13 protein-coding genes are annotated in these 12,811 nt (G+C 66.9%); 6 read left to right on the top strand and 7 right to left on the bottom strand.

Annotation, left to right across the window (positions count from 1 at the left end; all coding sequences use genetic code 11):
* Nucleotides 1-63 precede the first annotated feature (63 nt).
* Nucleotides 64-1,470: an acetate metabolism transcriptional regulator RamB gene (gene ramB / locus ACIBCN_RS11510; protein WP_396991438.1), complete on the top strand. Its 1,407-nt coding sequence runs from the start codon at nt 64-66 to the stop codon at nt 1,468-1,470.
* 111 nt (nt 1,471-1,581) lie between these two features.
* Here the strand turns inward: ramB and ACIBCN_RS11515 are convergent, their stop codons facing one another.
* Nucleotides 1,582-2,817 carry an MFS transporter gene (locus ACIBCN_RS11515; RefSeq protein ID WP_396991439.1) on the bottom strand — a complete coding sequence of 412 codons (1,236 nt, stop codon included), beginning with the start codon at nt 2,815-2,817 and terminating at the stop codon, nt 1,582-1,584.
* Nucleotides 2,818-2,892: 75 nt separating this feature from the next.
* Between ACIBCN_RS11515 and ACIBCN_RS11520 the strand changes: the two genes are divergently transcribed.
* Nucleotides 2,893-3,726, top strand: coding sequence for a TetR/AcrR family transcriptional regulator (locus ACIBCN_RS11520; RefSeq protein ID WP_396991440.1), 834 nt, complete (start codon nt 2,893-2,895; stop codon nt 3,724-3,726).
* Between the two features lie 24 nt (nt 3,727-3,750).
* Here ACIBCN_RS11520 and ACIBCN_RS11525 read toward each other — a convergent pair whose 3' ends face one another.
* Nucleotides 3,751-5,577 (bottom strand): acyl-CoA dehydrogenase, encoded by a 1,827-nt coding sequence (locus tag ACIBCN_RS11525; RefSeq protein ID WP_396991441.1) that lies wholly within the window; start codon nt 5,575-5,577, stop codon nt 3,751-3,753.
* A gap of 180 nt (nt 5,578-5,757) precedes the next feature.
* Nucleotides 5,758-6,627 carry a nuclease-related domain-containing protein gene (locus tag ACIBCN_RS11530; protein WP_396991442.1) on the bottom strand — a complete coding sequence of 290 codons (870 nt, stop codon included), beginning with the start codon at nt 6,625-6,627 and terminating at the stop codon, nt 5,758-5,760.
* Between the two features lie 227 nt (nt 6,628-6,854).
* Between ACIBCN_RS11530 and ACIBCN_RS11535 the strand changes: the two genes are divergently transcribed.
* Entirely contained in the window at nt 6,855-7,388 is a 534-nt protein-coding gene (locus ACIBCN_RS11535) for a carboxymuconolactone decarboxylase family protein (protein WP_396991870.1), read from the top strand.
* A 33-nt stretch (nt 7,389-7,421) separates the two neighbouring features.
* Here the strand turns inward: ACIBCN_RS11535 and ACIBCN_RS11540 are convergent, their stop codons facing one another.
* Nucleotides 7,422-8,150 carry a TetR/AcrR family transcriptional regulator gene (locus ACIBCN_RS11540; RefSeq protein ID WP_396991871.1) on the bottom strand — a complete coding sequence of 243 codons (729 nt, stop codon included), beginning with the start codon at nt 8,148-8,150 and terminating at the stop codon, nt 7,422-7,424.
* 212 nt (nt 8,151-8,362) lie between these two features.
* On the opposite strand from ACIBCN_RS11540, the gene ACIBCN_RS11545 reads away from it, so the two are divergent.
* Complete coding sequence (locus tag ACIBCN_RS11545; protein ID WP_396991443.1) at nt 8,363-8,740, top strand: VOC family protein; 378 nt, start codon at nt 8,363-8,365, stop codon at nt 8,738-8,740.
* 36 nt (nt 8,741-8,776) lie between these two features.
* Here the strand turns inward: ACIBCN_RS11545 and ACIBCN_RS11550 are convergent, their stop codons facing one another.
* Nucleotides 8,777-9,625 (bottom strand): SDR family oxidoreductase, encoded by an 849-nt coding sequence (locus tag ACIBCN_RS11550; RefSeq protein ID WP_396991444.1) that lies wholly within the window; start codon nt 9,623-9,625, stop codon nt 8,777-8,779.
* 99 nt (nt 9,626-9,724) lie between these two features.
* Here ACIBCN_RS11550 and ACIBCN_RS11555 point away from each other — a divergent pair, with 99 nt between their 5' ends.
* Together ACIBCN_RS11555 and ACIBCN_RS11560 are read left to right on the top strand one after the other, a co-directional pair.
* Complete coding sequence (locus ACIBCN_RS11555; RefSeq protein WP_396991445.1) at nt 9,725-10,123, top strand: winged helix-turn-helix transcriptional regulator; 399 nt, start codon at nt 9,725-9,727, stop codon at nt 10,121-10,123.
* A 46-nt stretch (nt 10,124-10,169) separates the two neighbouring features.
* Entirely contained in the window at nt 10,170-10,586 is a 417-nt protein-coding gene (locus ACIBCN_RS11560) for a PPOX class F420-dependent oxidoreductase (protein WP_396991446.1), read from the top strand.
* Here ACIBCN_RS11560 and ACIBCN_RS11565 read toward each other — a convergent pair whose 3' ends face one another.
* Together ACIBCN_RS11565 and lpdA are read right to left on the bottom strand one after the other, a co-directional pair.
* The gene (locus tag ACIBCN_RS11565; RefSeq protein WP_396991447.1) at nt 10,587-11,291 is read right to left on the bottom strand and encodes a polysaccharide deacetylase family protein; all 705 of its coding nucleotides are present in this window, start codon (nt 11,289-11,291) and stop codon (nt 10,587-10,589) included.
* 106 nt (nt 11,292-11,397) lie between these two features.
* A complete protein-coding gene (gene lpdA, locus ACIBCN_RS11570) occupies nt 11,398-12,801 on the bottom strand; it encodes a dihydrolipoyl dehydrogenase (RefSeq protein ID WP_396991448.1) in 1,404 nt (467 codons plus the stop codon).
* Between the last annotated feature and the right edge of the window lie 10 nt (nt 12,802-12,811).

A 12,811-nucleotide genomic window follows, 5' to 3' on the forward strand; every position in this document is an offset into this window, starting at 1 on the left:
TAGCTCAGCACTACTGCTAATTCCCCATTGGCACGGTTGCGAAAACGCCCATAAACTGGACGCATGGCCAAGACTTACGTCGGGGCGCGGCTTCGTCAGCTGCGGACCGAGCGGGGGCTGAGCCAGGTCTCACTCGCCCAGAAGCTGGAGATCTCGGCGAGCTACCTCAATCAGATCGAACACGACGTGCGCCCGCTCACCGTTCCGGTGCTGCTGCGGATCAGTGAGGTGTTCGGGGTCGACGCCACCTTCTTCTCCTCCCAGGACGACACCCGGCTCATCGCCGAACTGCAAGAGGTCGTGATGGACCAGGAGCTCGGCATCGAAGCCGACACCCAGGAGATCGCGGACATGGTGTCGGCGCATCCCAGCATGGCGCGCGCGCTGGTCAACATGCACAACCGCTACCGCAACACCTCCGCCCAGCTGGCCGCCGCCACCGAGGACCGGTTCTCCGACGGTTCGGGCAGCGCGGCGATCAGCAAGCCGCACGAGGAGGTGCGCGACTTCTTCTACCAGCGGCAGAACTACATCCACGAATTGGACACCGCCGCAGAGGAACTCACCGCACGCATCCGATTCCACGGTGGCGACGTGAACAGCGAGGTGGCCCGGATCCTGCGCGCGCACGATGTGCGGATCGTCGAACGCATCGACCTGGGCGAGGGCGTGCTGCACCGCTACGACGAGGACACCCAGCGGCTGGAGATCGCGCCGCACCTGTCCGGCGGCCAGCGCACGTTCAAGCTCGCCGCCGAACTCGCCTACTTCGAATGCGGCGATCTGCTCGAAAAGCTGGTCGAGGAGGGCAATTTCGCCTCCGAGGATACCCGCAAGCTGGCCATGCTCGGGCTGGCGAACTACTTCGCGGCGGCAACCGTGTTGCCCTACACGCACTTTCACGAGGTCGCCGAGGACTTCCGCTACGACATCGAGCGGCTGTCGGCGTTCTTCACGCAGAGTTACGAGACCATCTGCCACCGGCTTTCGACGCTGCAGCGGCCCAAACTGCGCGGCGTCCCGTTCTCCTTCGTCCGGGTGGACCGGGCGGGAAATATGTCGAAGCGCCAGTCCGCCACCGGTTTCCACTTCTCCGCCAGCGGCGGCACCTGCCCGCTGTGGAATGTCTACGAGACCTTCGCCTACCCCGGCAAGATCATGACGCAGATCGCGCAGATGCCCGACGGCCGCAAATACCTGTGGGTCGCCCGCACGGTCGAGCGGCGCGCCACCCGCTATGGGCAGCCGAGCAAGACCTTCGCCATCGGCCTCGGCTGCGAGCTTCGCCACGCGGGCCGTGTCATCTACGCCGACGGCATCGATCTCGACGAAGTCGCGCCCACCCCCATCGGTGCGGGCTGCCGCGTGTGCGAGCGGCTCAACTGCCCGCAGCGCGCCTTCCCGCCCCTGGGCAAGGTGCTCGATATCAGCGAACACCGCAGCTCGGTCTCCCCATACGTCTTGAAGTAATCCCGGCGGCGAGTCAGCGTGCAGTAGGGATTTCGCCATGCCCGATGACGAAGGCCGACATCGCCGTATCGCGATGTCGGCCTTCGCCGTTGAGCCGGTGCCCGCGTCGTCTCACGCGACGGCGAGCGCCTTCCGTTGGACCCGCAGCCCGACCAGGGTCATGCCGAGCGCGACGACCAACAGCGCGGCCAGGGTCCAGGCCAGAGCCGAGAAGCCGTGCGGGGCAGCGGCTGCCGCGACCAGCGGGCCAACGGTGGCGCCCACATAGAAGCTGAACATCGCGACCGACATTGCGGCGGCGCGGGATTCGCCGCCGAGCTCGCCCGCGCTCTGCAGCACGGCGGGGCCGATCACGCCGAGACCACCGACGAGAACCGCGAGCAGGATCGTCAGGACCGCCAGGTGCGAGCCCTCAAAAGTGGCCGCCACCATCGCCGCCGCGGCGACCAGGACGCCGAGCATGATCTGGTAGTGCTTGGTCAACCGGGCCAGCGGGATCGCCAGCAGCGGCAGCGCCACCATTACCGGGAGGGCGCCGGCGCGCAGGGCAAGCAGTTCGCCGGAACCCTTGACCACGCCGGTGAGTTCGAGGCCGGTGTAGATGCCGACCATCACCGCCATGCTCATCGAACCCGCGACCAGCATCGGCAGCAGCGGGCGGATGCGCAGCACCGCGGGGATCGCGGCGTAGCTGTGCCGCAACGGAAGATCGCGCCCGGTCGGCTCGTCATCGAGCATCACCCGGCGCAGCACGACCGCGAGCACCGCGAAGACAATGGCGGAACCGATGAACATGGTGCGCCACGGGAACGAGGCGACCACGGCCTGCGAGACGATCTGCGCGATCACCGTCGCGGCCAGGAACGAGGTAGCCACCGACATGGTCGCCACGGCACGGTGCGCGGGCGTGACGCGAGTGGCGACATAGGCCATGATCGCGGGCGGTATGGAGCCGACGACGAGGCCCTGCACGATCCGCAGGGCGACCGCGACCGGCGCACTGAACGCCAGGCCGGTCAATAGGGTTACCACTGCGGCGACGAGCATGCCGGTCATCAGCACCCGGCGATGCCCGAAGCGGTCCGACAGCGGGCCGAACAGCACGAAGCCGCCCGCGTAGCCGAAGGCGAACGCGCTGATGATCCAGGTCATCACGCCCGAGCCCACGTTCCAGTCCGCTTTCATGGCCGCGAACAGGGGTATCGGAACGTACATCTGGCCGGTCGCGAGCAGTGCGGCCAGCACGAAAACGGGCACGGTGCGCGCGGTGTGTGCGCGCGGGAGTGCGGCAAGGGTGGGCGCGGCGGCCGAAGTATCGGTCGTGAGTGGAAGAGTCGGCGTAGCCATGAGGAAGACATTAGGACCGCGACAGATCAGTTGTCAACCAAATAGTTGGTTTAATGAAGTGGTAAAATCGGCACCATGACGGCCACCATCAAGCGCAGCGACGCGACCAAACAGGCGCTACTGCGTGCCGCGCGAGCCGAATTCGCCGAATACGGCCTGGCGGGCGCGCGGGTCGATCGCATCGCCGAGGCGGCCGGGGTGAACAAGGAGCGCATCTACGGCCTGTTCGGCAGCAAGGACAAGCTGTTCGACGTCATCCTGATCGACACCATGCGCGAGTTCATGGACGTGGTCCAACCCTTGACCGAGACCGACCCCGCCCGATACGTCGGCAAGCTGTTCGACTACCACAACAACCACCCGCAGCTGCTCCGGCTACTGCTGTGGGAGGGCCTGCATCGCGGTGTCGACGCGCACGACATCGACGGCTGGCGCGCGCAGCACTACGAGCAGAAATTCGACAGGGCCATCGAACAATTCGGCGTCGACGCGCAGCACGCCGGACGCTTGCTGCTCGCGCTGTGCGGCATGACCAACTGGAGCCTCGCCGTCCCGCAAACCACCCGGCTGCTGCTCGGCGCCGCCGCCGAGGACAAGGACGTGACGCGCGATTTCATGCAGGAATTCGCCACGGCAGCGATGCGCAACTTCCCACCCGCGATGAAGCAGGCCGCGTCGGCAGCACCACCGGAAACCGCACCGGTCAACACCTTGACCGACCAGGCAACCAGGGTCGACCGAGCAGCCCAGCGTCTCCGCGAAGCCCAGGCCGCCGCCGACGCCGCCCGCGACGAACTGGCCGCCGCCCTGCGCGACGCACACGCCGCAGGCACCAGCGCCAACCAGCTCGCCCGCGAGGTCTCCGGCACCCTGTCTCGCCCCGTCGTGCTCAAGCTGCTCGCCGACTGAACGCCCACAGACCGTGGCGCGGTTTTAGAACGCCGCTTCGTCCAGCTTCATGATGTCGTTGTCGAGGGCGGCGATGATCGCTACGTTCGCGGTCAGTTCCGGTAGTACGTTTTTCGCGAAAAAGCTTGCGGCAGCGACCTTTCCGGCATAGAAGGGCCGATCCTTGTCCGGCGCTTCGGCGGCAAGCGCCGAGGCCGCGATCTCGGCCTGTACCAGCAGCCGCCAGCCGATGAGCAGGTCGCCGACCGAGAGCAGGAAGCGCACCGAACCGAGGCCGACCTTGTACAGCTCGGCCGGATCTTGCTGGCCCGCCATCAGGAAGCCGGTCAGCGTGGCCGCCATCGCCTGCACATCGCCCAAAGCCGTACGCAGCAGCTCACGTTCGGTCTCGAAGCGGCCGCTCTTGGTGTCCAGGAACGCGGCGATCTGCCCGGTGACGTGCCCGATCGCCACCCCCTTGTCCCGAATGATCTTGCGGAAGAAGAAGTCCTGCGCCTGGATGGCGGTGGTGCCCTCGTAGAGCGAGTCGATCTTCGCGTCGCGAATGTACTGCTCGATCGGGTAGTCCTGCAGGTACCCCGAACCGCCGAGCGTCTGCAGCGATTCCGTGAGGTATTGGTAGGCCCGTTCCGAGCCGACACCCTTGACGATCGGCAGCAGCAAATCGTCGACCCGGTGCGCCAATTCGGCGTCCGCACCCGAAACCAGCTGCGCCACATCGGGATTCTGGTGCGCGGCGGTGTACAGGTAGACCGCGCGCATGCCCTCGGCGTACGCCTTCTGCAACGCGAGGCTGCGACGCACATCCGGGTGCCGGGTGATCGGCACGCGCGGTGCTGCCTTGTCCGTCATCTGGGTCAGGTCGGCCCCTTGCACGCGCTCCTTGGCGTACTCGAGCGCGGTCAGATACCCGGTGGACAGCGTGCCGGTGGACTTGATGCCGACCACCATTCGCGCGTTCTCGATCACCTGGAACATCTGCGCGATGCCGTTGTGTACGTCGCCGACCAGCCAGCCGACCGCGGGCACGTCGCCGCCGAAGGTGAGCTCACAGGTGGGCGAGGACTTCAGGCCCATCTTGTGCTCGAGATTGGTCGCGTACACGCCGTTGCGGGTGCCGAGCTCCAGCGTCTCGGCGTCGAACAAGAACTTCGGCACGTAGAACAGCGAAAGGCCCTTGGTGCCGGGGCCCGCGCCCTCGGGGCGGGCGAGCACCAGGTGGAACATGTTTTCCGCGGTGTCGCCGACATCGCCGCCGGAGATGAAGCGCTTGATGCCCTCGATGTGCCAGGTGCCGTCGGGCTGCTCGATCGCCTTGGTGCGGCCCGCGCCGACATCCGAGCCGGCGTCGGGCTCGGTCAGCACCATGGTGCCCTGCCAGCCGCGTTCGTAACCCTCAGTGGCCCAGTGCCGCTGCTGTTCGTTGCCGACGTTGTAGAGCACCGAGGCCATCACCGGGCCCATGTTGAAGAAGCTCGCCGCCGGGTTGGCGCACATGATCATCTCTTGGACGGCCCACACCACCGCGGCGGGCGCGGGCGTGCCGCCCATGCCCTCCGGCAGCCCGAGCCTGCTCCAGTCCGCGTCGCGCACGGCCGTGATGGTCTTGCGCAGCGCGTCCGGCACCGTGACGGAATAGTTGGCCGGATCGAATTCCACCGGATCGCGGTCGGCGGGCGCGAAGGACTCCGCGATCGGCCCCTCGGCCAGCCGCTTCACCTCGGCCAGGATCTCGCGCACGGTATCGGAGTCGAGATCGCCGTAGGCGCCGGTATCGAGCAACTTGTCCAGCCCGAACACCTCGAACAGATTGAACTCGATGTCACGCACGTTCGCCTTGTAGTGACCCACGACGGTCCTCCCAGGTTTCGGCCGTTTGACGATGTACAAACGCAGCCTGCCCGACCGCGACGACGCTACGCAACCGTAGGCGGCAGCCGTGATCCGCAGCACGGCGCACATGCACGGCAAACTCGTTGAGGTGCACCGGACTGGATGACGCGCGGTCCGGCGGCCCCGATCGAGATGCGTTCAGCAGTCCTGCTGGAACGGCCAGCAGGGGTGATACGACGTCGGGGGTGCCGTGGTGGTCGGCGTGACGCTGGTTTCCTGCGGCTTGGGGTGCGAGGAGTCGTGCGCCAGCGAGCTGGCGATCACGCCGATCACCGCGATCATCCCGAGGACCGCCAGCGCGACGACGGTCCACCCGGCGTACGCGTGCCGCTTCGTCGCGACACCAGGTGTCGGCTCGACGCGCGGCTTGGGCGGGCGCGGAATCACGCTCGGCGACTCCTGCGCCACCTGTTCGAACCCGGTCCCGACCAGGTCGGCCCGGGACGGCGCGAGCTCGGCGAGACCGAGCGCGGTGCAGTCCCCGATCACCCGGTCGGCCGTCCACTTCCGCGGCCCGGCCGAGAAACTTTCGAGATAGATGCGCAGTTCGGTGGCGTCGGCGACATTGCCGACGACGACGTCCAGGCCCGGTCGCAGGTTGGTCCGGGACGGCCGCACCACCGCGCCACGGAACGGGACGAGCACCACCGCGCCACACACGTGCCCCGGGTCGAGCAGTGCCCGCTCGAGCGTCGTCTTCACCGCGGAGATGCCGTGTTCCAGCCGATCGGACGGGCTGCCGGACGGCTCGTCCAGGTCGGCGTCGGCATCGCTGATCTTCCACGGGCTGTCGGCGGCGATGCTGAGAATGCCGCTCTGCCTGCGCCGGAAGCCCTTGACCTCGAGAACCGTGAGCCCGCGCGGCGTCCAGATCACCGCATCGATCTGCCGGTCACCGACCTGTAGGTCGATCATGGCGAGGGCGGCCGACGGATAGGAGCGCAGGCATTCGACGAATTCTTGTTCGGCACCGGAGAGTTGCGCCCCGGGCTTGACCCTCACCAGCATGTCGAGCTCGTCCGCCTCTCCACGTCGTCAGGCCGTGGAAATCGATCGTAACGGTGTAATCGCCAGCGTGCGCAGGCAATTCGGCACCGCATCGACCGATAAACCAGTGAGCCTCGGTCACGGCCTCGATCCGGCGCGTACTCGCCGGTAGGCTGACGGCTCGGCCCGGCATCGCCTGGCCGCCGAGTCCATCCACGCGGAGGAGCCGAACAAGCATGGTTTCAGCGCTGCGACCACGCATTTCACCCGGACGACTGCGCGAGCTGGGTCCGATCAACTGGGTTGTCTGGCAGGTGCTTTCCAGGGCCGCGGGCACCGACGACGCCCATCTGTTCAGCACCCTCGGCCGCACCAAGGGACTGTTTCGCGGCTGGCTGCACTACTCGGGCAAACTCATGCCCGGCGGCAGGCTACCCAGGCACGAGTCGGAGCTGGTCATTCTGCGGGTCGCGCACCTGAGTGGTTGCGAATACGAGATGGACCACCACATTCGGCTCGGCAAGCGGGCCGGGGTGACGTCGGAAATCCTTGAGCGACTGCGCACGGGGCCGGACGCACCGGGTTGGTCGGACAAGCACCGCGCGCTGCTCGCCGCCGTCGACCAGCTGGTGCGGACCCGCGATCTGGACGACGCGCACTGGACGACGCTGGCGCAGCACTATGACGAGCGCAGTCTTATCGAAATCGTGCTGCTGGTGAACCAGTACGAAGGCTTGGCTGCCACGATCACCGCCCTGCGGATCCAGCGCGACGGAGTCTAGCGGACCGCAGGCGCGCGCGAAACAGGTTGACGTTCAGCGCTTTTCGATGAGCTTAGCCAGGCCGTCGAGTACCAGGGCGAGACCGAATTCGTAGGCGTGGTCGGCGCTGTAGGCGGAGTCGTAGGCCTGGCCCGCGGCCGACCCGACCCTGGCCCCGACCGGATACCGCTCCGGGTCGAACACCTGCGCCAGTAGCGGCGCCGCCCGCTCCCACCACTGGTGATCCGACATCGCGCTGTCCGCGGCGGCCCGCGCGGTATCGATGGCGATGCGGGCCACCGACGTGACGAAGCCGAGAACGTAGGTGACCGACGCGTCCATCGTCACGTCGTCCAGGCCGAGGCCCTCGAACGCGCGCAGCTCGTGGTCGTACTTGGCGGCCATGCCGGGACCGAGCGGCGGGCGGGTGGTCGGCAGGTAGGCGACCCAGGGATGGCGGGTCAGCATGGCGCGATTCTCGGCCGCGATGATGCTCACCCGATCGCGCCATGGCAGGTCGGCGAAGTCGGCGCGGTCCATCTCGCCGTAGACCTTGTCCACCATCAGGTCGATCAGCTCGGCCTTGCCCGGCACGTAGGTGTACGTGGCCATGGGGGTCAGCCCGAGCTCGGTGGCGACCGCGCGCATGGTGAGCGCGCCGATGCCCGCCGCGTCGGCGAGCTCGATGGCGGCCGCGATCACGGCATCCACGCTGCTGCGCTGCTTGGGTCCGCGCACCGGAGCAGCGCTGGAGACCCGCCACAGCAACTCCAGGGTGCGCACGGGATCGCCCGCGCTGCTGCGGTCTTGCTTGCCGCGGCGCTGTCCGGTCTTTTCGCCGGAATCGTGCGCCGAATCGTCGTCCACCCTGCCTCCTCGCCTGGTCGTCCCGATCGTATCGGCGTGACTCAGGTCATAGTGCGGCCGCCCGGGAATTCTTCTACAAAGTACATCGTACTAAGTATAGAGTTAAGTTCCGCAGCCGAGGAGGGCTTATGAACATCACCGCTTCCGCCATCTCGCTCAACGTCACCGATCCGCAGGCCTCGGCGAAGTTCCTGATCGACCACCTCGGCTTCACCGAGAAGATGTCGGCCGATGGGTTCGTCTCCCTGGATCGGCCCGATGCCGGATTGAACGTGATCTACCTGCGCACCGGGCTGGCGACCTTCAAGCCGGCGACTGCGGCGGGCAGCGCGGGCGAGGGGCTGCTCGTCGTATTCGTAGTGGACGACATCGATGCGGAGTACGTCCGGCTGCAGGGCGAGGGTGTCTCGATCGTCACGCCGATCGAGACCGAGGAGTGGGGCGAGCGCTACTTCCAGATGCGCGACCCGAACGGCATCATCGTGCAACTCGTCCAGTGGGTGTAGGAAATCGACTTCGAACGCCTTGCAGCCAGCCAGGTCTCAGGCGAGTGCCGCGCGGAACACCTCGACGGCAGACGTCGCCGGACGACCGAGCAGCTTCTCCAGATCACCACTGGTCACGTCGAGGACCCCTTTGGTGATGCCCGCGTCCGCGTCGGCAAGCACCTTCGCGTAGTCGGCGTCCAGTCCGGACTGCTGGAGTGCGGCGGCGTAGTCGGCCTCGGGCAGATCCTGGTAGCGGACGGGCTTGTCGGCGGCCGTCGAAATCGCCTGGGCCAGATCGGCATAGGTGAGGCGCTCGGCACCGCCCAGCTCGTACACCTGTCCGGCGTGCCCGTCGGTGGTGAGCACCTTCGCGGCCGCGTCGGCGTAGTCGGCGCGCGCCGCGCCCGCCACCCGGCCCTCGCCCGCCGCGCCGTGCAGAACGCCGGATTCCACCGCGTGCGCAAGGCCGCCCAGGTAGTTCTCCCAGTACCAGCCGTTGCGCAGAATCGCATGCGGCACAGTCGAAGCCGCGAGCGCGGCCTCGGTGCCGATGTGCTCTTGCGCCAGGATCATCGGGTTCTCGGCCCCCTGCGGAATGCTGGTGTAGGCGAGCAGTTCGACGCCCGCGCGCTCGGCGGCGCGAATGACGTTGGTGTGCTGCGCCACTCGGGCGCCGAATTCATTGCCGGAGACCAGCAGCACCCGGTCGACTCCGGCAAGCGCACGATCCAATGCGGCGGCGTCGTCGTAGCTCGCCTGACGGACCTCGGCCCCTTGCTCGGCCAGATCGGCGACCTTCTGCGGATCACGCACGATCGCGACCACCGCAGCGCCCTCGCGCAGCAGCGCCTGTACGACGAGACGGCCCAGCTGTCCGCTGGCACCGGTCACGGCAACGGTCATAACTACCTCCAGAGGTGTGTACGTTTCGTTAAGCACTAACTATTAGTAAGTACTATGCATTCATACACCACTTTGGTCAAGTTGGGTACTATCGGTTGCATGAGTACGCAGCGCACATCGTCGCCAGACCTGGACGATCCGTCGCTGGAAGCCGACGTGTTCGCCAAAAACTGCACGTCAAGGCCGGTTTTGCAGAATGTGGCGAGCCGCTGGGGCATCCTCGCGCTCGTCGCGCTGCGCGAGGGCCCGTACCGGTTCAGCGCGCTGCGCAGGCGGGTCGACGGCGTCAGTGAGCGGATGCTGTCGCAGACCCTGCAGACGCTGGAACGCGACGGCATGGTGCACCGCGAGGTGCACGAGACCATTCCGCCGCGCGTCGAGTACACGTTGACCGAGCTCGGCACCAAGGTCGCCGATCAGCTGCATGCGCTGATCCTGGTGGTCGAGACGAACATGCCACGGGTGCGCGACGCCCAAGCGGCCTACCACCGCGACTGAGCCGACCCAGGGAAGAGACCCGGATCACCACCGGTTGAATATCGGCATGGAACTCGCCCAAGCAGTCGCCTTCGCCCGCGACCATCGCCGGTCCGTGCTGACCACCATCCGCCGCAACGGCCGCCCGCAACTGTCCAACGTGTTGCATGTGATCGGCGGCGACGGCAACATCCGCATCTCCATCACCGCCGACCGCGCGAAGTACCACAACCTGGTGCGCGAACCCTGGGCCGCCATCCACGTCACCCGCGAGGACTTCTTCGCCTACGCGGTCATCGAGGCGATTGCCTCGGTCACCCCGGTAGCAGCGGATCCGCACGACGAGACCGTCGAGGCGCTCGTCGACTACTACCGTGCCGCGAACGGGGAACACCCCGACTGGGACGACTACCGCCGCGCGATGGTCGCCGATCGCCGGGCGCTGGCCACGCTCACCCCGTCGCACGCGTACGGCATGCTCTGATCAGTGCTTCATCAGCTCCGAGACGGTGACGAATCGATAGCCCTCGGCACGTAGTTCGCCGACGATGCGGGGTATCGCGGCCAGCGCGGGCCCCGCAAACTCGTGCATGACGTGCAGCAGGATGATCGAGCCGGGCCGCACCTCGCGCACCGCCTGCGCGGCGATCTCGTCGGCGGTCGCGGTTTCGCCGGAATCCGGCTCGACGTCCCAGGTCACCGAGGTGCGGTCGTGATCGGACAGGTACTTCGGCAGCGACCAGAGCTTCTTGCCGTAGGGCGGGCGGAAGGTAATCGGGCCCCGATAGCCGGTTTTCGCGATCTCGGCGTCGGTGCGTTCGATCTCGTCGCGGACGGTACTCGCGGAGCTGAACACCATCCGGCGATGGTTGTAGCTGTGGTTACCGATCTCGTGCCCGGCCTCGGCGATGGCCCTGCCGTACTCCGGGTGCGCCGCGAGGTCGCTGCCGACCAGGTAGAAGGTGGCCGTAACCTGCTGCTCGGCAAGCACTTTCAACACACCGGGCGCCCGATCGGTCGGCCCGTCGTCCAAGGTGAGCGCCACCACCTTGTCGCTGGTATCCACCCGATGCACCAGCCGCCCCGCCAACTGAAAACTGCGCGAGTTCATCAGGTAGTACCCACCGACCGCCACCAGCAGTAGCACGACAACAATCAGCGCCCCACCGACCAACCACTTACGCATCATCGCTGTCTAGCAAACCCACACCCGGACCACCAGCCCAGCCGCAACGAAAAACGGTGGCGTCCGGACCCTTTGGTCCGGACGCCACCGTCGGTTTATGCGGCCGCGCTCAGAAGTTGATCATGTGCCCGGCGAGGCCGTGGAAGGCCTCCTGCAGGGCTTCGCTGAGCGTCGGGTGGGTGTGCACGTTGCGGGTGAGCTCGTTGATCGTGAGGTCCCACTTCTGGGCCAGGGTGAGCTCGGGCAGCAGCTCCGAGACGTCGGGGCCGATGAGGTGGCCGCCGAGCAGTTCGCCGTACTTGCTGTCGGCGACCAGCTTGACGAAACCGGTCGGATCGCCGAGGCCGTGCGCCTTGCCGTTGGCGGTGAACGGGAAGGTCGCGACCTTCACGTCGTAGCCCTCGTCGCGGGCCTGCTGCTCGGTCAGGCCGAAGCTGGCGACCTGCGGCTGGCAGAAGGTGGCGCGCGGCATCATCCGGTAGTCACCGAGGGTGACGGTGTCCGCGCCCGCGATGGTCTCGGCGGCGACCACGCCCTGCGCCTCCGCGACATGGGCGAGCTGCAGCTTCGCGGTCACGTCACCGATGGCGTAGATGTGCGCCACGTTGGTGCGCATGTAGTCGTCGATCGCGATGGCGCCGCGGTCGGTGAGCTGGACGCCGGCCGCCTCCAGGCCGTAACCCTCGACGCGGGGCGCGAAGCCGACGGCCTGCAGCACCTTGTCGACGGTGACGGTCTCCACATTGCCGGACTTGTTGTCCTTGATCGCGACGGTGACCTTGGCGCCGTCGTCATCGATGGACTGCACGGCGGCACCGGTGGTGATGGTGATGCCGAGCTTCTTGTACTGCTTGGTGATCTCCTTGGAGACGTCCGCGTCCTCGTTCGGCAGCGCGCGGTCCAGGAACTCCACGATGCGCACGTCGACGCCGTAGTTCTTGAGGACGTAGCCGAACTCCATGCCGATCGCGCCCGCGCCGACGATCAGGATCGAGCCGGGCAGGTCGCGGGTGAGGATCTGCTCCTCGTAGGTCACCACGTTGTCGCTGAGCTGAGTGCCGGGCAGCAGCTTGGTGACGGTGCCCGCGGCGATGATCGCGTTGTCGAAGGTGATCGTCTCGGTGCCGCCCTTGGACAGCTCGACCGAGAGGGTGTTCGCGTCGGTGAAGGTGCCTTTACCGTCGAACTCGTCGATCTTGTTCTTCTTCATCAGGAAGTGGACGCCCTTGACCCGGCCGTCCGCGACCTTGCGGCTGCGATCGAACGCGACACCGAAGTCGAAGTTCACCTCGCCCGAGATCCCGAAGGTCTTGGCTTCCTTGGTGAAGATGTGTGCCAGTTCAGCGTTACGCAGCAACGCCTTGGAAGGGATGCAGCCGACGTTCAGGCACACACCGCCCCAGTACTTTTGCTCGACGATCGCGGTACGGAGGCCTAACTGTGCCGCACGGATGGCGGCGACGTAACCGCCAGGACCGGCACCGAGAACGACAACGTCGTAATGGGAAGTCACGACACCGAGC

The sequence above is a fragment of the Nocardia sp. NPDC051052 genome (genome assembly GCF_044456045.1).
Taxonomy (GTDB): domain Bacteria; phylum Actinomycetota; class Actinomycetes; order Mycobacteriales; family Mycobacteriaceae; genus Nocardia.